This window comes from Comamonas koreensis (assembly GCF_021026195.1).
Classification (GTDB): Bacteria; Pseudomonadota; Gammaproteobacteria; order Burkholderiales; family Burkholderiaceae_C; genus Comamonas; species Comamonas koreensis.
Genome location: NZ_JAJNCT010000007.1, coordinates 1 through 18,417 on the forward strand (window position 1 = coordinate 1; position 18,417 = coordinate 18,417).

Below are 18,417 nucleotides of genomic sequence, written 5' to 3' on the forward strand. Positions count from 1 at the left end.
ATCGCAGCAGGGATGCCGCGTTCACGGATGAGGTGACTCACGATTGCGCTGCCAAGGTGCGTCTTCCCGGTGCCAGGCGGCCCGATAAGCCACAGATTGCGGCCGCCATCCAGATCCACGGATTCGGCAAAGGTCTTGCACGCAGCAAGCACAGCGGCCTGAACGGGTGTCCTTGCCTCGTAGCTTTCGAACGATGCGCGCAGCATGCGCCCTTCCATGCCGCTGCTGTCGAGCAGTTGCGCCAGCACCTGGTCAGCCTCTGCAGCTTTTTCGCGCTGGCGGTCTTGCGCCTCTTGCGCCTGAATCTCCGCCTCGACGCACCCCCAGCAGCGAGTCCAGCGGCCTGTCTCAGCGTTCACGCGTGCGCTGTAGTCCCCGTGGATGGGGCAGTTTTCTTTTCGTGTATCGATCATCCCCAGCTCTCCGCACCTTCGTAGTAACTCGCGTCAAAGTTTTCACGGCCTCCACTCGCAGTGGATGGGCCTGCCTTTTGGTCTTCAGCGCCTTCCCAGCGCCTTTGGTTCAGATAGACCAAGGGGGCCGGGATGAACTCACCGCCCTGCTTTGTCCAACCCACATCGACCTTATGCCGCTCAACGTGGGCAACGATCTCGTCAGCCTGGTTTTCAAATCCCTTAGCCTTCCAGAGCTCCAGGCATTTGCCCTTAGCCTCCTTGCGCTTAGAGCTGGGCCACGCAGCCCAGAACCTGCAGAACCCTTCCGGCAGCGGGACGGGGGGTTTACCCCCCATAAGGTCTTTTGGAGACGGAGACGGAGACGGAGACGGAGACGGAGACGGGGCAGAGCCAGATTGCGCTAGTGGGATGCCATTAGCAGGGTCTGGCAGGGCCAAAGGAGTGCCAGTAACACTATCTGGCAGTGCATCTGGCTTGCCGGTAGCATTGCCCATAGCTGGATCTGGCAGCGCATTAGCATCCTTGCGTGGTGCGCCGCCTGTGTCTTGGCGTGCCTGGTCTAAGCGCGCTGCATATTCGGGCATCATCCTCGCGGCCTCGGGGCGGCCATGCTGCTTGCACAGTGCTGCCCATGTAGCTTTCTCTGAGCGCTTTTCGGCGCCAGCGGCCCAAGGGTTATGGTATGCCCAATCGTGGAAGCGGTATGCGCCCTCCTCGCCGTCAAGGAAGCGCACATCTGTCAGGGCGCCAATAAATGCACCCTCCGTACCCAACCAGTCGGCCGAGATCTCTAAGTCCTCGGTACTCATGCCCGCCAGGTCGCCGTCAGGCCGATTGGAAGCCGTCCACAGGATCAGGCAAAGCAGGTTGTAGCCAGCTGCCTGGCCCAGCCGGCGTATCAGCTTCTTGGTCTTGGGGTGATGCGGCAGGCCTGTCGATATTCGAGCGTCGGTGACCATATTTACTCCCGGCCCTCCAGCGCCTGACGCTTGGCAGCACGGATTGCACGAATCAGCGCGTCCACGTTGGTGACCGCGACGAAAACATTGCTGGAGGCACTCTGGAGGTCAGAGGGCTCCTGAGTGATGACGATTTGGCCGTCTTGGGCCAATGAGACTTGAATCTCGTCCTGTTGCTGTATTGCTATTGCCATGTGTCCACCACAGAATGAAGGAACACCACAGATAGAAGGCCAGCGGCCGGCAGGTGGTGGATCTGCTGTGCGGGAGCTACCCTGGCCGCTGGCATAACCTTTAGCTTTCGAGGCCTGCAGCGCGGCAGATATTGCGTCGCAAGCGCAGCAGCAGCTCGACCTCGGCCATGATCTGGGCCGACATTTCCTCGGCTTCGCGGGGGCTGATCGACAGGTCATCAGTGACCTTCATCCCCAGCGCTGTCAGCGATCCGCCCTCGACGTTCAGCTGCAGCAGCTTTTGCTTGATAGCGCTGACCTCGCAGGCCCAGCCACCCTCTGGAGCTGGCGGCAGCTCCATGGAGACCATGCCAAAGCGGTGACTCAGGGCCTTGAGCCAGTCCAAAGGTTTGGATCCGGTCCTCTCCTGCATCCACTCGGTCAGAAGCTCCAGCATTTCCAGATTGACAAATTCGCCATCGATACCGCGCAAACGGGCCCGCAGGGTCTCGGGATGGATCGAGCGACCACGGCGCTCGGCAAGGAAGCGGGCTGCATCCACAACGCCGCCAGAGGTGCTGCGGACCGTGTTGTAGACAACATCGCGCCAGTCGGTTTGAGAGAGGTGGCAAGTCATTTTTCTATCCCTTGAAAGTGAGTTCATTTCAGGCTGGCGGGCCTGGCTTTGATTTCAGATACTGGCTGCATGAAAACGCAAAACACCTCCGCCACCGCCCGCCACCAACCCTTGATGGGTGCCCTGGTCCACATGAGTCAGCAAACGAGAATTGCTGAAAACGTCGGGGCAGATGGCAAGTCGGCTTGCATGCTGCAAACCTCCAAGCTGGAACTCAACTGGTGTCATGGCGAGCTGCTGATTAGGTTTACGGGTTCCGCTGTGACGCTGGCGAAGGCCGGGGCCTAAGCTGCGGCAGGCTCGGTGAGGTCTGGCCAAATGCGCCAAAAGTCCGCCGGGCGTAGGTCCTGCCGTGTTACTTGACCCCCAGTAGCCCGTTCGATGGCGGCGCAGTACCCAGGCCCAGGCTTACGCCCCGCATAGCCGTGCTGCCATTGCCGGATCTGGACATCACTCTTCGCGCCAATCTGCATGCGCAGTTGAGCGACAGAGAGAGAATTGGGGAGATCGAAGTATTCGGATAGGGTCATAAGCAACCCAGTCTATAGCATTTGCTACTTGTTGTCGAGTAGCCATTGCTTCTTAATCATCTGCTACTGTTTTGCAAATGGACGAACATCAAACACAAGAGTGGCGCATCAAGCGCTTAGCAGAACTTGCGCATCGAGAAGGCGGCAACGCTGCGCTAGGGCGCCGCCTCGGATACAAAGACGGAGCCTACGTTGGCCAAATGCTGCGAGGGGACCGTGTCATATCCGAAAAGACCGTGATGGCGGTCCACAGCATCCCAGGCTACTCTGGTTGGTTTGATACGGAGGACGATTCAAAGCGACCGACCCGTATCGATCTTGATGACAACCCTGAGTACCCCGCGATTCGACGAGTCCAGTTCAAGTTGTCTGCAGGGGCGTCCGGCTTTGGAGTGACCTATCTCGACAATGAAGCTCCGCCTATTGTCTTCAAGCGCGAGTGGTACGACGAACGAGGATTTAAGCCCGAGAAATTGTTTGCAACGGGCGTCCGCAATGGAAGCATGGAGCCGGGGTTATGGGACGGAGACACTGTGGTTGTCAACACGGCCCAGACTGAGCCCAAGGATGGATGTGTGTTTGCTGTCAACTATGAAGGCGAGTTGTCCATCAAACGACTGATTCGCGATGAAGGCAAGTGGTGGCTATCATCCGACAACCCTGATAAGAGGCTCTATCCAAGAAAGGCCTGCCACAGCGGTGTAGTGCTTATCGGAGAAATTGTTCACAAGCAAAGCGAGCGGATCTAAGCTCATCACCGCCAACAGCAAAGCCGCCCCTGGAGGGCGGCTTTTTCATGATCATTTGCTACTTACAAAGAAAAATATCTCATACAGAATCATTTGCTACTTGCACAAAACAGTAGCGTTTGCTACATTACATTCCATCGCAGCGACGAACGCAAAACGACCCCGGCAAGCGATACGAAGCCGGTAAGCCCTACAGGACGCAGCGGGCGGGTCCAGCTCCAAAGGGAGCGCAGCAGAAGTTGCACCAGGCGATGGGTGCCAGTGATCGAGCGAGCCCCTCCAGGTCTTTAAAAAGTCAGCCGCCGATGTTGCTTGTCCGCCTACGTGGACATTCGTCCGGCCTATTGCACCAGCGGGCATGGCCGCTGCTCTGCGCGGTGCCCAGCCGTAGCCCAGCGAGGCTCAAATGGTGAGGTGAATGCGACCAAGAACAGAAACGGCAACCCTGGTTGGAATCCCAGCAATATTTTTCCGATGAACTTGACGCATTGTCATAATAGATATAGACCATGAATTGAAAAATCACAAGAGTTTTTAATAAATAGTCTACACAAACCACAGGAAATTTATTGATAGTTTTTTGCTTACTGTTAAGGTCGATCAACCCAGATGTACTAATTTTCTAAGCAAGGAATGATCGCAGTGAGTGATGAGTCAATTCTCCGGTGCCTTCTGCCGCTTCGAACCGTTAGAGCACTTGAAAAAGGTGGCATTACCACTGTCGAGCAACTCAAAGCTAGCTATCCAGAGGGTTTAATTCGACTTCAAGGGTTCGGTATGGGCTCGCTTCGTGCCGTAGAAGCTGTTTTCTTTAAGGATCTGAAGTACGTTCGACAACGCAAAAAACTTCCCAAAGGAAAGCGAATTCCCAGCCTTAGCGAGGATCTCGCTGCATTTCTTCGCACCCAACAAGGCACAGACTATCGCTCACTTAAATAGAGCGATTGCGACTTAGCTAGCGTGGTCATAACGCTACCCCTTATGCCCGGTCTTATGGACTGGGCAAGTTCAACCCCTGCCCGCCACACCAGCGGGCATTTCCATTTCTGGAGCCCAACATGTCTGAAAACAACTCTTCCGCTCCCTTCCGCTGCGGCAGCTGCGGCGCCCCTGTTGAACACGAACCCCAGCCAGGCGAAGGCCTGCCCTGCGGCCACTGATAACCCCGCCTTTCAGGGCATTCACAACGGAGCCCCTATGGCCGAACAAATCACCATCGCCTATCGCCTCTTCAACATGCGCCGCTGGGCCGGCGCCAGCTGGGCCAAAGCTGCTGCCTGGGCCCTCGGCCTCGTGTGGCGCAACGTGCGCACCGAATTGCGCGCACACCTTTAACCCATCACCACTTAACCGAGAAGGAGCCGACACATGGCACAGACGAAGACCCTGGAAGAGATTGGATTGATTGCCGTCGAGCTGCACCAATGCACCAAGCGCCGAAAGGAGGCCAGCGACAACCTCAAAGCGGCTTATGTGCGTTGGGCCCACGGCACGGGTACTTTTCATCGCATAGAACGAGACAGCGATGAATGGGACCGGATGATGGTTGCGACCGATCCGGAGTACCAACTGCAGGAAGCCGCAAAGCGCAAGGAGCGCAACGCGCTGCGCCGGCTGCACAGCGCAATTGCGAGAGGGGTGCAGCTTTGAAAGCGCTGGCAATAACAGGCGAAGAGACCGCCTCCGATCTTGTCAAACAGTTGGTGGCGCTGCGCATGCTGGCCCGGCAAAACGTGCGAACCCGCAGGCAATCCGGTGAGCTGATGGCGGGATACAGGGCCAAACTGGCGCTCACAGCCGTAGGGTCTTATGACTGGACCCTAACAAACCACTTGATCGCGGCAATCGAAGAAAACCGTCTCGCCTGCGAATTCCATGAAATTGAAATTGGCAAGTACCTGATGTTCCTTTGCCATGAAATGGATCAGAAGGTGCCCCGGGCGCTGATTTTTGACGCCATCAACACCAGCCATGCAGACCGAGACACCGAGGATGTGCGCAAGTATGGAGATAAATCTCACCATCTGATCTGCATCCTGGACCTGGAAAACTCCGCGACCCAAGACGATGACATCGAGATCCGGCCGCTGAAGTGGTGCCACACGATGGCATTTATGAACGCCATGCAGACCAACAAAAAATTGGACAAGGCGATTCATGACATTTCCAACGAGTTCTTTGACGGTGCTTTTGGTGAGTACCGCGAGACCCCGCTGACGGAGCGTTTAGCAGGACGAGCGGTGTAAAGATCAAGCAAGCAGATTGCAACTACTTGGTCTGAGGCATAGACCCTAATTTCGCAGCCGCACTCTTCATCTTTTCTAGTTGCTGTTGAGAATTTTTGTAGCCGTCTTGGGCCTCTTTGTACGCATCACGACAGTTCTCTCGAAGCTCTGAGATCAGATCTTCCGGAACGTTTGAAAGCTCCTCAAGAAGCAACAAATCAAGCAAATCCTCGACCTTGCTCGCAAAGATACCAAGCGACATTTTCGAGGTGCTTGCTTCTAATTCCATAGCAAACAGATCCCGCTCAAGTCGGAGTGATAAACGAAGCATTTCTTCACGACTAGTGTCTGACTCGAAGCTATCCATCAAACGATGACTTACCTCTGCGCTCAGGGATCGATTGTTTTCAGCGGCAGAGGAATGCAGCCGGTCTTTGAGATCAGCGGGCAAGCGGAGGTTTGTTTGAACATCTTCAGAGGCCATCCCCGCATTATCCAAGCAAAGTGCTTGCACGCAACCAAGCAGAGTGCTACATTCAAACCAAGCAAAGTGCTACATGAAAGGAACTCGCATGGCACAGCGCGACACGCAGACCAATCTTCGTCTCCCACTTGAGTTGAAGAAATGGCTTCAAGAACAAGCAGATAGCCAGCATAGGAGTCTCTCCGCTGAGGTGGTGATAAGGCTTGAATCAACCCGCCCCCAGGCGCCAGCAGCGCAGAAAGGAACCCCGCCATGAGCACCATCCTTCTCCATCGACTGGAGAACATTACCGTTCGCACAGTCCAGATCGACGGCAAGACCTACTTTGTCGGCAAGGACGCAGCCGCATCGTTGGGCTATGCGAATGAATCGGACGCGCTGAATACGCATTGCCGTGGGGTCGCCAAACGCTACCCCATCCCTGATGCGCTCGGCCGGCTGCAGGAAACCCGGATCATCGATGAGCCGGACCTGATGCGACTCATCGTTAACAGCACCCTGCCCACCGCCGAACGGGTTGAGCGCTGGGTGTTTGAGGAGGTGCTGCCAAGCATTCGCCAGACCGGTGGCTACCAAATTGCCCCGCGCACCCCCGGCGAGATGCTGCTGGCCAGCGCGCAGGCCCTGCTGGCCGTCGAGCAGAAACAGGCCGAAATCAAAGCTGATGTTGCGCGCCTGGAAGGGCAAGTGCAGGACTTGGCCGAATCCCGGGTTTGGGACCACTGCCCGCAAAACTGCGAGCCCATCAGCAAGATCGTTGACCGGATGAACAAGCGCTATGCCCTGCCTGATTGGGTGGTACACCGGATCATGCGCGAGCTGCCAACCAGCCCTAAGCCGCATGCCATGGTGCGCAACCACCACGAAGAGGCGCGAGGCTCCCAGTATGTTGTTTACGCGGTGGCTGACGTTACCCGGCTATTCGCCCAGTTCGTGAAGGACTGCGTGCAGGAAACGCCCACCCTCTGGTCCCACCGCGACATTGATAAGCGCTTTCAGCTTATGCCAGACGGCCGGAAGCCAAAGCCCCTCAAGGCACACGCCAAAGCCGAGATGGCTGCAGCCTGACCCACCAAAGCGAAACCCCCGGGCGCTCTGACCTGCCCAGGGGTTTCTAGATCCGAAGCTTCTCACAAGGAACGAATCATGTCCGAGATTATGACGCCTCCCAAAGCGGAGGCCAAGCGGAGCCCTGCGCGCCAGCAAGCGAAGCACCGCGATCCAGTGCCAACGCGCCCAACTGAGGCCGAGCGCCTGCAGACTGAAGCACTTCAGATCCTCCACTATATCTGCACCGAGCTGTCTCAGGCTGAACTGCGCGACATGCCACATGCGCAGGCAGAAGCAATTGAGTGCGATACGGTGCTGTTCAACCTGCTCAACCCGGAAGAATCGGACAGCCCTCAGATGGGCACCTTGGCAAGCCTCGTGATGTTGCGCCAGTGCGTGCAAAACACCTTCGCATGCCTTGAGGCTGCGTCTGGCCCAACAGTGCCCGTCGCAGCTGCCACTGCTGCACTGCTGGAGCACATCGACCAGTACGCCGAGCGGCTGCACTCAGCAATCTCGGGCCTGCCTGCAAGCCTCGAAGATCTCCGGACCTTGACTACCTTCGCAGGCATCAAGACCTTCCGCGACCGGCCGACACCGCCGATCCGGCGTGTTGATCAAGCACCACCTCCAGGCAAGACCCATGCTCAACAGCGCCGCGTTCTTGAGTTCGTCGCCCAGCATGCTGGAACCGTGAATGAGTTGCTTATGCAGATGCAGGCCGACTCAAAGATCAGCCATGACAGCCAGGTGCTGCTGGGGGGCGCCCAGGCAATCACCCAATACATTGGCGCAGCTGCAGACGACGCACTGGGCGGCGACATTATTGGCGACTTTGAGCGCTGGACCTATGGACCCAATTTTGCGGACGCGGGCAAAGGAGCATCAGCATGAATGCAGTTCTTGAAAAGCCTCCAGTAAAAGCTCGCGGCCGCAAGGCGGCGCCAGCCGCACCAGCCCCTATGCCAGTTCGACTTGCTTCTACTGATGCAACCCTGTTCGCAGAAGTGGGCGACTTCCTGGCTCAAGCCAGTGGCTCCGATGAACCGCATGGTTTCAGCGGAGACTCAGATCGTCTGCTGAGCATTGGAGCAATGATCGCGCTTGATGCCGCAAAAAGTAAGTACTCGAACACGAACGCAGAGAACACAGCTTATGACGTGGCGGCATGCATCAACGCTGCTCGCCTTGTGCCTGACGATACTGAGTCAGTAGAGCGAACCGTAAACATCCACTGTGCTTCTGAGCGTTTAGCAGCCATAACAGGAAGTGCTATTCATCAAGTCATCTTCACCGATGTTCCTCGCCCCACACGTACACCTGCGCCGGCATCAGAAAGCAAGCACAAGCATTTCACTCAAGCCCAGCGCAATGAGCTGCACTGGCTAGCGTACGTGCACATGGACTGCGCCAGCAGCGTTATCAGCCAGTATGCGGAGCACGCCAACTCCGAGGAGGTGTTCGCACTACGCGACCTATTGGGCACATATTGCGAAAGCACTGACGAAGCTATTAAGGCTGCGGAGTCAGGTGATGGGCCACTTGCTGACACCTCTGCCGACCTGAGCAAGATCATCAACCTGTTCCACGCGGTCAACCACGACGAACGCAGCGACAAGGTCCTGCATGGCGTCAACCACTTGCTGATGAGCGCAAAAAGAATCGTGGATGGTGACCTGGGGGTGCTCCATGAGTAGGCACTACAGCCCACCACTCCCAACTCAGGCGCCGCGCACTGGCTCGCCCTTCGACATCCTCAGAGAAGTTGCGGAGCGCCGGGCGAAGCAGCACAGCCCCGCCTGCTGGTGCGAAACCTGCGATACCGCTGCCAACAACGGGGTGCGCTCACGCATGAGCCTGTGCCCCGATTGCGGCAACAAGCGATGCCCCAAAGCCACCCACCACGACAACGCCTGCACCAACAGCAACGCGCCAGGGCAGCCTGGTTCGAGCTGGGAGCATATGAAAGGTCCGTCAAATGAATAAGCGAGCGCAAGTGCCCATGCTCCTCACAGGAGACGCAAACATTCCGGCCATGCCGATGACCGAGGCACAGGTGAACCATCTGCGCCGGCTGCTGGCCTGGCTGCGCTGTGCCTACATGCTGGATGAGCACATGCAACGCGGCTTCTTGCAAGGCGCGGCGTTGTCTGTACAGCATGGGGCGGCAACCCCCAAGCGCGCTGGCGAGATCCTGCAGCAGCAGGCCGACAAGATCAACCAGGTTCCCGCATACGTGCGCCAGGCCCACAAGATGCTCCGCAAGGCCTTGCTGGAGCATGACCGGAAATCTGGCGTGGTCGAAGGCTGCAGGGCAGAGGAAAACCTGCAGGCCATGCCGGTGAGCGAGAAACCTGCAGGTGCTGCAGGTGCATTGATTTCGATCAGAACCAGAAAGGAGCCATGATGGCCGCACGATTTGTACGCATTGTCAAATTTTGCGCAGAGACTGGATACTCTGATCGCGCAGTTGAGACGAAGATTCACCGGGGAGTTTGGATTGAAGGCAAGGAATACGTCCGCGCCCCGGACAATAATATTTTGATCGATATGGAAGGTTACAACCAATGGGCCGCAAAGCAACGACAGGAGGTGTTAGACCGCGAGGTGACCGCATAGAGGTTCGTTTCACCTGGAATGGGAAACAGGTCTCCCCTACGCTTGATCTTCGCCCCACTGCCGCAAACCTCAAACATGCGGCTCGGGTGCGAGCCACCATAGTCGAAGAAATAAAGCACGGCACCTTCAGCTTTTCAGCGCATTTCCCCGACTACAAGCACCTACAGCAACACCAGCCAGAGAGCGAGGCTGGCATGCGAACCTTCCTAGAGTGGTCGAGGGTATGGGTCACCCTCTCCGCTCGGAGCTTGGAGCATTCCACGCATGCCATTTATGTCCGTCATCTAAATGCATATTGGGTGCCTGCATTCGGAAGCCTGCGGCCAGAGAAAATAAGCCATGAAATGGTATTAACTCACTTGGCAACATTGAGCAAAGACCGAATGGACTTGGAAACCGGACGCAAAATGAAAGGCCTATCGCGGAAAACACAGAATAATATTCTGATCCCACTGCGTGGTGTTTTCGACCTGATATGCAAACCACCAAGCCGAGTAAGCAACCCAGTTGAAGGAATAGATAATCAGAAGATCCAAAAAGCCAACCCTGACCCTTTTGCACCTGATGAGGTTGAATTGATCCTCAAGGAAATGCAAAAGCGTTTTGGGGAGGTAATGACAGATTATTTTGAATTCTCATTCTTTGCCGGGTTACGGGCAAGCGAGCATATCGCGCTGAGGTGGGAGGATGTGGACTTACGGAAGTCCACTGTGCTGGTTCGCCGCTCCAAGGTGATGACCATGGAAAAAGACCGCACCAAAACCAACGTTGAACGCACGGTGGAGCTTAACCAGCGCGCCGCCAGCGTGATTCAGCGCCAGCGCGCAAGGACTGCAGCAATGAATGCGGAGGTGTTCTATAACCCGAACACGGGAGCGCCCTATCACGACGAGCAGTCGCAGCGCAGAGCCTGGCGCATCACCTTGCGCGCCATTGGCGTGCGATACAGGGCGCCCAAGGAATGCCGGGACACCAGCGTAACCCTGGCGCTCATGGCGGGCGCGAATCCCATGTGGGTGGCCATGCAGCACGGGCACTCTGTGCAGGTGATGATGCGCGACTATGCAAAGTGGATTCCGTCAGCAGATCGAGGCGCAAACCTCGCAGCGGTCAATGCTGCGATCACCACCCAGGCCACACCCCGAAAAGAAGCGATTTAGGGATGGATTAGGGATGACTTGAGAGCGCACCACCCATGCATAGAAAAAGCCCCAAGTGAATCAATCACTTGGGGCTTATCTTATTGGCGGAAACGGAGGGATTCGAACCCTCGATGAGGCTCTACACCCCATACTCCCTTAGCAGGGGAGCACCTTCGGCCACTCGGTCACGTTTCCAATACAGCTATTCTAACCTGAAAAATCAGGCCGATTTGGAAACTTCTGCAGAATCCAGACCAAAAGCGGTGTGCAGAGCACGAACAGCCAGTTCCAGGTACTTCTCATCGATCACGACCGAGGTCTTGATTTCTGAGGTGGAGATCATCTGGATGTTGATGCCCTCTTCGGCCAGTGCGCGGAACATGGTGGATGCAACGCCCACGTGGCTGCGCATGCCGATACCGACGATGCTCACCTTGCAGATGTTGGGGTTGCCGATGACTTCGTCAGCGCCCAGCTTGGGCACCACTTCTTCGCGCAGCAGCTCAACCGTGCGGTTGAAGTCGCCCTGGTTGACGGTGAAGCTGAAGTCGGTCTTGCCGTCCTTGCCGATGTTTTGCAGGATCACGTCCACATCGATGTTGGCTTCTGCCACCGGGCCCAGGATCTGGTAAGCGATGCCGGGGGTGTCAGGCACGCCACGGACGGAGATTTTGGCTTCGCTGCGGTTGAAAGCGATGCCCGATACGAGGGCCTTTTCCATCTTTTCGTCTTCCTCAAATGTGATCAGAGTGCCCGATTTGGCCTCTTCATCCAATGCAATATCCCAGGGCGTGAAGCTCGACAGCACACGCATTGGCACTTTGTACTTGCCGGCAAATTCCACCGAACGGATCTGCAGCACCTTGGAGCCCAGGCTCGCCATCTCCAGCATTTCCTCGAAGCTCACAGTCTTGAGGCGCTGTGCGGCAGACACCACGCGTGGGTCGGTGGTGTAGACACCATCGACGTCGGTATAGATCAGGCATTCTGCGGCCTTCATGGCGGCAGCCACGGCGACAGCCGAGGTGTCCGAGCCGCCACGGCCGAGAGTCGTGATATTGCCATTCGGGTCAATGCCCTGGAAACCGGTGACGATGACCACGCGGCCTGCGTCCAGATCGGCCCGCACGCGCTGGTCATCGATCGATTCAATGCGCGCCTTGGTGTAGCTGTCGTCGGTGCGCACTGGCACTTGCCAGCCGGTGTAGCTCACCGAAGGTACGCCTTCGGCCTGCAGCGCAATGGCCAGCAGGGCCGACGAGGCCTGCTCGCCAGTGGCGGCCAGCATGTCCAGCTCACGGTAATAGGACTTGTCTGCGCGGCTGGGTGCCAGCTCACTGGCCAGACCCAACAGACGGTTGGTTTCGCCACTCATGGCGCTGGGCACCACCACCATCTGGTGGCCAGCCCTTGCCCACTTGGCGACGCGTTTGGCGACATTGCGGATGCGCTCGGAAGAGCCCATCGACGTGCCGCCGTACTTATGAACGATCAGTGCCATTGAATATCACGATGACGAAACACGAAGCTCGGCGTTGATGCAAAGTGTTTTGGCACGCCGTCGGAATCGTACATTAGTCAGACCAAAACTGGCGGATTGTACCAATCGATGACATCTCTGTGGCGCTGTATATACCCACTGCCCACTTTTATATGGATTTGGTGGCCCCGCGTGGTGCAGCGCTGCAGCTGCTGCAGCAGTTGCGCCAGCTGCGCAGCACTGGGGGTCTGGCCATGGGCTGTGCGCAGCCAGTAACGCAAAACATTGGCCATGCGCGCCTCGCTCAGCGCCTGCAGCGCGCGGATGCGCGGCGGCGCGCCGGTGGCCTGCAGGTCGATCTGCGCCAGATCATCGAGCAACTGGGCCGCCTGCGCCGCATGGGCGCTGCTGCGTGCCACCGTTTGCGCTATCTGCGGAAAGGCCTGCACCAGAGCGGGCATGACCTGCTGGCGGATGCGGTTGCGTGTGTAGCGCGTGTCGGTGTTGCTGGGGTCTTCCACCCAGGCAATGCCCAGCGCAGCCAGATCAGTGCGGATCTGCGCACTGCCCAGCCCCAGATAGGGCCGTGCCCACTGCAAGCCTGCGCGCTGCCACTGCGGGCGCATGCCTGCCAGCCCGGCCACCCCGGCGCCGCGCGACAGTGCCAGCACCACGGTCTCGACCTGGTCATCAGCATGCTGGGCCAGCGCCATGGTCTGGATGGCGCCCTGCCCTGCATCAGCGGCAGCCAGCACGGCCTCGGTCAGCGCCCGGTAGCGCGCAATGCGTGCCGCATCCTCCGGGCTTTGGCCTGGTTGCGCATGCGCGTTCACCGCCGCCACCTGCAAAGGCACTGCCCAGGCAATGCATTGGGCACGGCAATGGGCTTCAAACACAGCCGCTGCCGCCTGCAGGCCGTGGTTGATATGGATGGCATGCACCTGGCCGGGAAAGCGCTGCAGGCAAGCCCAGAGCAACGCCGTGGAATCAGCCCCGCCGCTGTAGGCCACGGCCAGCGGCAGCGCGGGCTGCCAGCCGTTCAGCGCAGCAACAATGGCGGGCTCAGCCATGGCATGCACTCCACAGCAAAAAGCCTCCGCAACGGGAGGCTTGGCAGCAGCAGCGGCGCAGCATCAGCAGCGGCCGGCAGCAGGCATCAATGCTCAGCCTTGGTGTCTGAGAAACGGCCATAGCTTTGCAGGCGCTCGTAGCGGCGGTCCAGCAGCTCGGCGGGCTTGAGGTCAGCCAGCTGGCGGAAGGCATCGCTCAGGCCGCGCTTGAGCAGCGCCGCCATTTGCTTGTGGTCACGGTGGGCGCCACCGACGGGCTCGTGGATGATCTTGTCGATCAGACCCAAGGCCTTGAGGCGGTGCGCGGTGATGCCCATCGCATCGGCCGCTTCCTGGGCCTTGTCGCTGGTCTTCCACAGGATGGAGGCACAGCCTTCGGGACTGATGGTGGAGTACACCGAGTACTGCAGCATCAGCACCTGGTCGGCCACCGAGATACCCAGCGCGCCGCCCGAGCCACCTTCACCGATGATGGTGGAGATGATTGGCACTTCCAGCTGCGCCATTTCATAGATGTTGCGGCCAATGGCCTCGGACTGGCCGCGCTCTTCGGCGTCAATGCCGGGGTAGGCACCGGGCGTATCGACAAAGGTGAACACCGGCAGCTTGAACTTCTCGGCGGTCTTCATCAGGCGCAGCGCCTTGCGGTAGCCCTCGGGCTTGCTCATGCCGAAGTTGCGCAGGGTGCGCTCCTTGGTGTCGCGCCCCTTTTGGTGGCCCACCACCATGCAGGGGTTGCCATTGAAGCGCGCCAGGCCGCCCACGATGGACAGGTCATCGGCAAAGTGGCGGTCACCATGCATTTCAACGAAATCGGTGAAGATCTCGTTCACATAGTCCAGGGTATAGGGACGCTCGGGGTGGCGTGCGATCTTGGTGATCTGCCAGGGGGAAAGCTCGCTGTAGATGTCCTTGGTCAGCTGCTGGCTTTTCTTGCTGAGCTGATCGATCTCTTCAGAGATATCGACTGCGCTTTCGCTTTGCACATAGCGCAGTTCATCAATTTTGGTTTCCAGCTCCGCAATCGGTTGCTCGAAATCCAGGAATGTTCTTTTCGCCAAAATGATTCTCCTCGAGAAAAGCCGCAGGCAGCCTTCTCATAACGACCGACAGTGTAACCGCATGCGGCCAAACCAGATCAATCTGCATCCTGCCCCAGTGGCATGGCATTCTGGGATCGCCAGATCAGCCAGGCCGCCACACTGGCCCAGGGTTGCCAGGCCTGGGCCACCTCGCGCGCATCGCTGCGGCTGACGGCCTCGCCCGAAAAATAATGGTCGCTGATGCCCTGCAGCAGCGCTGCGTCGTCGATGGCCAGCACATTGGGCCGCCCCAGATGGAACAGCAGAAACATCTCCGCGCCCCAGCGTGCGATGCCGCGCTGCGCCAGCAGCTGCTCGATGACGGCATCATCGTCGACATGCACCCAGGACAGCGCATCCTTGGGCTCCTGCACAAACCACTGGGCGAGATCGCGCAGATAGCCCAGCTTGCGCTGCGGCAGGCGGATGGCCTTGGCGGCCTCGTCCGTCAGCGCCAGCATGGCCTTGGGCGTGGCTGCGCCCAGCGCTGCCACCAGCCGCTTCCACAGCTGGCGCGCCGAATTGTCCGAGAGTTGCTGCCAGACCACCGAGCGCATCAGCAGCGCAAAGCCGTCCGCCTCGCGGCGCAGCATCTCGCCGGCATAGAGCGGCGCGAGCCGGCGCATCACCCGGTCCTTGCGGGCCAGGTGTTTGCAGGCGACGGCCCAGTCTTCCGCTGACAGCGGTTTGTTGCTGATACCAGGCATCGGGCTAGACGGACCGCGTCAACGCCAGGGACAGATTCACCTCATCCACAGCGCGCATCAGGCCCCTGCCTGCACTACCGTCCAGGTCGTGCCCTGCGCAGAATCCTTGAGCTCCACCCCTTGGGCCAGCAACTCGGCGCGGATGCGGTCGGATTCGGCGTAGTTCTTGGCCGCCTTGGCTGCGGCACGCAGGGCAATCTGCGCCTCCACATAGGCGGCATCCACGGTGGCTCCCGCTTGCAGGTAGGCAGCAGGGTCGGCCTGCAGCAAGCCCAGGGTAGCGGCCAGTGCCTTCAGCAGCCCCGCCACCGCAGGCGATTTGCTGCGGTTGACTTCGGCAGCCAGCTCAAACAACACGGCCACCGCTTCGGGCGTGCCAAAGTCCTCGTCCATCGCCGCCTTGAAGCGCGCTGCGTTTGGGTGGCTCCAGTCGATGGCGACCGGGTCAGCCGCTACCAAGCTCAGCGCCGTGTAGAGGCGCTTCAGGGCATTGCGGGCATCGTCCAAATGCACATCGCTGTAATTGAGCGGGCTGCGGTAATGGGTGCGCACCACAAAGAAGCGGATGGTTTCTGCGTCGTAGCGCTTGAGCACATCACGGATCGTGAAGAAATTGCCCAGGGACTTGGACATCTTCTCGTTGTCGACGTTGATGAAGCCGTTGTGCATCCACACCTTGGCCAGCTGCTTGTCGTGTGCGCCTTCGCTCTGGGCAATCTCGTTTTCGTGGTGGGGGAACTGCAGGTCGGCGCCGCCGCCGTGGATGTCAAAAGTCTCGCCCAGCAGCGCGCAGCTCATCGCCGAGCACTCGATGTGCCAGCCCGGCCGGCCCGTGCCATAGCTGCTTTGCCACTTGGCCTCGTCGGGCTCGGTCGGCTTGGCGCTCTTCCACAGCACAAAATCCAGCGGATCGTCCTTGCCGTCCTGCACGGCCACGCGTTCACCGGCATTGAGCTCATCGAGCGACTTGCCCGACAGCTTGCCGTAGCCCGGGAACTTGCGCACGGCATAGTTCACATCGCCGCCTTCGGTGCGGTAAGCCAGGCCTTTTTCTTCCAGCTGCGAGATGATGGACAGCATCTGCGGCACGTATTCGGTCGCACGGGGCTCATGCGTGGGACGCTCGATGCCCAGCGCATCGGCATCCTGGTGCAGGGCCTCGATCATGCGGTCGGTCAGGCTGCGGATGGTCTCGCCGTTCTCCACGGCGCGGCGGATGATCTTGTCCTCAATGTCGGTGACGTTGCGTACATAGGTCACCTTGAGGCCGCTGACGCGCAACCAGCGCTGCACCACATCAAACGCCAGCATCGAGCGCGCATGTCCCAGATGACAGAGGTCATAGACCGTCATGCCGCATACATACATGCGGACATGGCCCTGCTCAATCGGAACAAATGACTCCAGCGCACGCGAAAGCGTGTTGTAGATGCGCAAACTCATGAAAAATTAGCGTGGTTGTGGTTGAGAGAGGGAAAGACGCCTGGCGCCCTGCCCCGTTCCGCGTCCAGCCTCTGGAAAGAGGCTGGGGCACGGGTTGGAAAGCGCCTGCCCGGGCACGGCCGCCCGGCAGGAACCGCCGAACCGTGTATGGTAGCTGATGCCCGACACCATGCCCTGCAAACCATGGCCGCCCGTCGTTCCGGGGCGCCAGCCCCCTCAGCTACAATGCGCTGCAGTATAAGCCTGCAGGCCACTTGCACGCGCCCAGCGCGCCCGAACCCTATGAAGTTAGTCAGTCGCCTTTTCTCCCCCCTGATGCCCCGCGCCGCCTTGCTGGCGCTTGCCCTGAACTGCGGCGCCGCCTATGCGGACGAATACGCGGCCGTGGAAAAGCTGATCCAGTCCGGCCAGACCGCATTGGCCCTGGAGCAGCTGGAGCCCAAGATCCAGCAAGAACCGCGCGACCCGCAATGGCGCTTTTTGCAGGGTGTGGCCCAGATGAATGCCGGCCAGCGCGACGACGCCACGGCCACGTTCGAGAAACTGGTGCAGGAATACCCCGAGCTGCCCGAGCCCTACAACAACCTGGCCGTGCTCTACGCCCAGAACAACCAGCTGGAAAAGGCCAGCCGCGCACTGCAAGATGCCGTGCGGGCCAACCCCGGCTATGCCACCGCCTATGAGAACCTGGGCGATATCTATATCCGCCTGGCCGAGCAATCGCTGAGCAAGGCCAGCAGCCTGGCGCCCACCCAGCAAGCGCGGCTGCAACCCAAGATCAGCAGCCTGCGCCTCTTGGTAACCCGGGCCCAGCCTGCAGCTGCTGCAGCACCCGCTGCGGCCGCGCCGGCTGCCCCGGCAGCGGCGCCCGACGCAAAAAAGTAAAGGCCTTGCCTTGAATCTTGCACCGTTGGCCCTCAACTCGGTGCAACACACACCCTGCAACGCCCATGATTTGCGCGCAGCGCAGGATGCCTCGCGGACTCCGCAGCGCCCTGTGCTGGCCATCTACCGAATTCAACGACAGAGGAAACCGATGCCTACCAAACGACACACTCTTTCCATTCTGGGCGGCCTGGCACTGGCCGGCGGCATGTTGCTGACCAGCGCTGCGCAGGCGGCTGACCAGCCCCGCGTGAAACTGGCGACCTCGATGGGCGACATCGTGGTGGAACTCAATCCAGAAAAAGCGCCCAAGACGGTGGCCAACTTCCTGCAGTACGTGAACGACAAGTTCTACGACGGCACGATCTTCCACCGCGTGATCGGCAACTTCATGATCCAGGGCGGTGGCTTCACCCCCGACATGCAGCAAAAGCCCGCACGCTCGCCCATCCCGCTGGAGGCCAACAACGGCCTCAAGAACAACACCTACACCATTGCGATGGCCCGCACGGCAGTGCCCGATTCGGCCACCGCGCAGTTCTTCATCAATGTGCAGAACAACGATTCGCTGAACGCCCCCAACCCCGATGGCCATGGCTATGCAGTGTTTGGCAAGGTGGTCAGCGGCAATGATGTGGTCGACAAGATCAAGGCGGTGCAAACCGGCAATGCCGGCCCGCACCAGAACGTGCCCAAGACCCCGGTCATCATCAAGTCGGCTACCGTCGTCAAGTAAATGGCTATGCCGCTAGCCTCAACCGGGCCA

23 protein-coding genes, 1 tRNA gene and 2 pseudogenes are annotated in these 18,417 nt (G+C 59.1%); 14 read left to right on the plus strand and 12 right to left on the minus strand.

Annotated elements, in window-relative coordinates:
- The 4 genes and pseudogenes from LPW39_RS07045 to LPW39_RS07060 all read right to left on the minus strand — a co-directional run.
- Positions 1–413, minus strand: a pseudogene (locus LPW39_RS07045) (hypothetical protein); the annotation flags it as partial.
- Entirely contained in the window at positions 410–1,375 is a 966-nt protein-coding gene (locus LPW39_RS07050; protein WP_230772958.1) for a hypothetical protein, read from the minus strand. The pseudogene LPW39_RS07045 and the gene LPW39_RS07050, both read right to left, overlap by 4 nt.
- A 2-nt stretch (positions 1,376–1,377) precedes the next feature.
- Positions 1,378–1,569: a hypothetical protein gene (locus LPW39_RS07055; protein ID WP_230772959.1), complete on the minus strand. Its 192-nt coding sequence runs from the start codon at positions 1,567–1,569 to the stop codon at positions 1,378–1,380.
- A gap of 100 nt (positions 1,570–1,669) precedes the next feature.
- On the minus strand, positions 1,670–2,185 hold the full coding sequence (locus LPW39_RS07060; protein WP_230772960.1) for a hypothetical protein: 516 nt from the start codon (positions 2,183–2,185) through the stop codon (positions 1,670–1,672).
- 69 nt (positions 2,186–2,254) lie between these two features.
- Here LPW39_RS07060 and LPW39_RS07065 point away from each other — a divergent pair, with 69 nt between their 5' ends.
- A complete protein-coding gene (locus LPW39_RS07065; RefSeq protein ID WP_230772961.1) occupies positions 2,255–2,473 on the plus strand; it encodes a hypothetical protein in 219 nt (72 codons plus the stop codon).
- Here LPW39_RS07065 and LPW39_RS07070 read toward each other — a convergent pair.
- A complete protein-coding gene (locus tag LPW39_RS07070; RefSeq protein WP_230772962.1) occupies positions 2,470–2,715 on the minus strand; it encodes a transcriptional regulator in 246 nt (81 codons plus the stop codon). The genes LPW39_RS07065 and LPW39_RS07070 overlap by 4 nt on opposite strands.
- A gap of 77 nt (positions 2,716–2,792) precedes the next feature.
- On the opposite strand from LPW39_RS07070, the gene LPW39_RS07075 reads away from it, so the two are divergent.
- The 4 genes from LPW39_RS07075 (at position 2,793) to LPW39_RS07090 (ending at position 5,710) form a co-directional block, all read left to right on the plus strand.
- Positions 2,793–3,464, plus strand: a complete 672-nt coding sequence (locus LPW39_RS07075; protein ID WP_230772963.1) for a S24 family peptidase — start codon at positions 2,793–2,795, stop codon at positions 3,462–3,464.
- Between the two features lie 1,197 nt (positions 3,465–4,661).
- Positions 4,662–4,799, plus strand: a complete 138-nt coding sequence (locus tag LPW39_RS07080) for a hypothetical protein (protein WP_230772964.1) — start codon at positions 4,662–4,664, stop codon at positions 4,797–4,799.
- 33 nt (positions 4,800–4,832) lie between these two features.
- A complete protein-coding gene (locus LPW39_RS07085) occupies positions 4,833–5,114 on the plus strand; it encodes a hypothetical protein (RefSeq protein ID WP_230772965.1) in 282 nt (93 codons plus the stop codon).
- A complete protein-coding gene (locus LPW39_RS07090) occupies positions 5,111–5,710 on the plus strand; it encodes a hypothetical protein (protein ID WP_230772966.1) in 600 nt (199 codons plus the stop codon). Before LPW39_RS07085 ends, LPW39_RS07090 begins: the two co-directional genes overlap by 4 nt.
- Positions 5,711–5,732: 22 nt before the next feature.
- On the opposite strand, the gene LPW39_RS07095 is transcribed toward LPW39_RS07090, so the two are convergent.
- Positions 5,733–6,173: an Arc family DNA-binding protein gene (locus tag LPW39_RS07095; protein ID WP_230772967.1), complete on the minus strand. Its 441-nt coding sequence runs from the start codon at positions 6,171–6,173 to the stop codon at positions 5,733–5,735.
- 88 nt (positions 6,174–6,261) lie between these two features.
- Here LPW39_RS07095 and LPW39_RS23575 point away from each other — a divergent pair, with 88 nt between their 5' ends.
- The 7 genes and pseudogenes from LPW39_RS23575 to LPW39_RS07125 all read left to right on the plus strand — a co-directional run bounded on the left by LPW39_RS23575 (position 6,262) and on the right by LPW39_RS07125 (position 11,002).
- Positions 6,262–6,429 carry an Arc family DNA-binding protein gene (locus tag LPW39_RS23575; RefSeq protein ID WP_407928804.1) on the plus strand — a complete coding sequence of 56 codons (168 nt, stop codon included), beginning with the start codon at positions 6,262–6,264 and terminating at the stop codon, positions 6,427–6,429.
- A complete protein-coding gene (locus tag LPW39_RS07100; RefSeq protein WP_230772968.1) occupies positions 6,426–7,241 on the plus strand; it encodes a BRO-N domain-containing protein in 816 nt (271 codons plus the stop codon). The genes LPW39_RS23575 and LPW39_RS07100 overlap by 4 nt, the downstream gene beginning before the upstream one ends.
- A gap of 78 nt (positions 7,242–7,319) precedes the next feature.
- Entirely contained in the window at positions 7,320–8,117 is a 798-nt protein-coding gene (locus LPW39_RS07105) for a hypothetical protein (RefSeq protein WP_230772969.1), read from the plus strand.
- Positions 8,114–8,920: a hypothetical protein gene (locus LPW39_RS07110; protein WP_230772970.1), complete on the plus strand. Its 807-nt coding sequence runs from the start codon at positions 8,114–8,116 to the stop codon at positions 8,918–8,920. The genes LPW39_RS07105 and LPW39_RS07110 overlap by 4 nt, the downstream gene beginning before the upstream one ends.
- A gap of 305 nt (positions 8,921–9,225) precedes the next feature.
- A complete protein-coding gene (locus LPW39_RS07115) occupies positions 9,226–9,630 on the plus strand; it encodes a hypothetical protein (protein WP_230772971.1) in 405 nt (134 codons plus the stop codon).
- 160 nt (positions 9,631–9,790) lie between these two features.
- A pseudogene (locus tag LPW39_RS07120) lies at positions 9,791–9,934 on the plus strand (Arm DNA-binding domain-containing protein); the annotation flags it as partial.
- Between the two features lie 291 nt (positions 9,935–10,225).
- Positions 10,226–11,002 (plus strand): tyrosine-type recombinase/integrase, encoded by a 777-nt coding sequence (locus tag LPW39_RS07125; RefSeq protein WP_230773191.1) that lies wholly within the window; start codon positions 10,226–10,228, stop codon positions 11,000–11,002.
- 84 nt (positions 11,003–11,086) lie between these two features.
- On the opposite strand, the gene LPW39_RS07130 is transcribed toward LPW39_RS07125, so the two are convergent.
- From LPW39_RS07130 to cysS, 6 genes are all read right to left on the minus strand, one after another.
- Positions 11,087–11,179 (minus strand) — tRNA-Ser (locus tag LPW39_RS07130).
- A 25-nt stretch (positions 11,180–11,204) separates the two neighbouring features.
- Positions 11,205–12,485, minus strand: coding sequence for an aspartate kinase (locus LPW39_RS07135; RefSeq protein WP_230772972.1), 1,281 nt, complete (start codon positions 12,483–12,485; stop codon positions 11,205–11,207).
- 77 nt (positions 12,486–12,562) lie between these two features.
- The gene (tilS, locus tag LPW39_RS07140) at positions 12,563–13,534 is read right to left on the minus strand and encodes a tRNA lysidine(34) synthetase TilS (RefSeq protein WP_230772973.1); all 972 of its coding nucleotides are present in this window, start codon (positions 13,532–13,534) and stop codon (positions 12,563–12,565) included.
- Positions 13,535–13,620: 86 nt separating this feature from the next.
- Entirely contained in the window at positions 13,621–14,595 is a 975-nt protein-coding gene (locus LPW39_RS07145) for an acetyl-CoA carboxylase carboxyltransferase subunit alpha (RefSeq protein WP_116925082.1), read from the minus strand.
- 77 nt (positions 14,596–14,672) lie between these two features.
- Positions 14,673–15,323 carry a DNA-3-methyladenine glycosylase family protein gene (locus tag LPW39_RS07150; RefSeq protein WP_230772974.1) on the minus strand — a complete coding sequence of 217 codons (651 nt, stop codon included), beginning with the start codon at positions 15,321–15,323 and terminating at the stop codon, positions 14,673–14,675.
- 57 nt (positions 15,324–15,380) lie between these two features.
- Positions 15,381–16,766 carry a cysteine--tRNA ligase gene (cysS, locus tag LPW39_RS07155; protein WP_230772975.1) on the minus strand — a complete coding sequence of 462 codons (1,386 nt, stop codon included), beginning with the start codon at positions 16,764–16,766 and terminating at the stop codon, positions 15,381–15,383.
- A 282-nt stretch (positions 16,767–17,048) separates the two neighbouring features.
- Here cysS and LPW39_RS07160 point away from each other — a divergent pair, with 282 nt between their 5' ends.
- Positions 17,049–17,651 (plus strand): tetratricopeptide repeat protein, encoded by a 603-nt coding sequence (locus tag LPW39_RS07160; RefSeq protein WP_230772976.1) that lies wholly within the window; start codon positions 17,049–17,051, stop codon positions 17,649–17,651.
- Positions 17,652–17,859: 208 nt separating this feature from the next.
- A complete protein-coding gene (locus LPW39_RS07165) occupies positions 17,860–18,387 on the plus strand; it encodes a peptidylprolyl isomerase (protein WP_021026743.1) in 528 nt (175 codons plus the stop codon).
- The last annotated feature ends 30 nt before the right edge of the window (positions 18,388–18,417 follow it).

Excerpts from the sequence above, each read along its gene's own strand:
- LPW39_RS07050 (WP_230772958.1), bottom strand. The coding sequence starts at position 1,375 with ATGGTCACCGACGCTCGAATATCGACAGGCCTGCCGCATCACCCCAAG.
- LPW39_RS07055 (WP_230772959.1), bottom strand. The coding sequence starts at position 1,569 with ATGGCAATAGCAATACAGCAACAGGACGAGATTCAAGTCTCATTGGCC.
- LPW39_RS07060 (WP_230772960.1), bottom strand. The coding sequence starts at position 2,185 with ATGACTTGCCACCTCTCTCAAACCGACTGGCGCGATGTTGTCTACAAC.
- LPW39_RS07065 (WP_230772961.1), top strand. The coding sequence starts at position 2,255 with ATGAAAACGCAAAACACCTCCGCCACCGCCCGCCACCAACCCTTGATG.
- LPW39_RS07070 (WP_230772962.1), bottom strand. The coding sequence starts at position 2,715 with ATGACCCTATCCGAATACTTCGATCTCCCCAATTCTCTCTCTGTCGCT.
- LPW39_RS07075 (WP_230772963.1), top strand. The coding sequence starts at position 2,793 with ATGGACGAACATCAAACACAAGAGTGGCGCATCAAGCGCTTAGCAGAA.
- LPW39_RS07080 (WP_230772964.1), top strand. The coding sequence starts at position 4,662 with ATGGCCGAACAAATCACCATCGCCTATCGCCTCTTCAACATGCGCCGC.
- LPW39_RS07085 (WP_230772965.1), top strand. The coding sequence starts at position 4,833 with ATGGCACAGACGAAGACCCTGGAAGAGATTGGATTGATTGCCGTCGAG.
- LPW39_RS07095 (WP_230772967.1), bottom strand. The coding sequence starts at position 6,173 with ATGGCCTCTGAAGATGTTCAAACAAACCTCCGCTTGCCCGCTGATCTC.
- LPW39_RS23575 (WP_407928804.1), top strand. The coding sequence starts at position 6,262 with ATGGCACAGCGCGACACGCAGACCAATCTTCGTCTCCCACTTGAGTTG.
- LPW39_RS07100 (WP_230772968.1), top strand. The coding sequence starts at position 6,426 with ATGAGCACCATCCTTCTCCATCGACTGGAGAACATTACCGTTCGCACA.
- LPW39_RS07105 (WP_230772969.1), top strand. The coding sequence starts at position 7,320 with ATGTCCGAGATTATGACGCCTCCCAAAGCGGAGGCCAAGCGGAGCCCT.
- LPW39_RS07110 (WP_230772970.1), top strand. The coding sequence starts at position 8,114 with ATGAATGCAGTTCTTGAAAAGCCTCCAGTAAAAGCTCGCGGCCGCAAG.
- LPW39_RS07115 (WP_230772971.1), top strand. The coding sequence starts at position 9,226 with ATGCTCCTCACAGGAGACGCAAACATTCCGGCCATGCCGATGACCGAG.
- LPW39_RS07125 (WP_230773191.1), top strand. The coding sequence starts at position 10,226 with ATGGACTTGGAAACCGGACGCAAAATGAAAGGCCTATCGCGGAAAACA.
- LPW39_RS07135 (WP_230772972.1), bottom strand. The coding sequence starts at position 12,485 with ATGGCACTGATCGTTCATAAGTACGGCGGCACGTCGATGGGCTCTTCC.
- tilS (WP_230772973.1), bottom strand. The coding sequence starts at position 13,534 with ATGGCTGAGCCCGCCATTGTTGCTGCGCTGAACGGCTGGCAGCCCGCG.
- LPW39_RS07150 (WP_230772974.1), bottom strand. The coding sequence starts at position 15,323 with ATGCCTGGTATCAGCAACAAACCGCTGTCAGCGGAAGACTGGGCCGTC.
- cysS (WP_230772975.1), bottom strand. The coding sequence starts at position 16,766 with ATGAGTTTGCGCATCTACAACACGCTTTCGCGTGCGCTGGAGTCATTT.
- LPW39_RS07160 (WP_230772976.1), top strand. The coding sequence starts at position 17,049 with ATGAAGTTAGTCAGTCGCCTTTTCTCCCCCCTGATGCCCCGCGCCGCC.
- LPW39_RS07165 (WP_021026743.1), top strand. The coding sequence starts at position 17,860 with ATGTTGCTGACCAGCGCTGCGCAGGCGGCTGACCAGCCCCGCGTGAAA.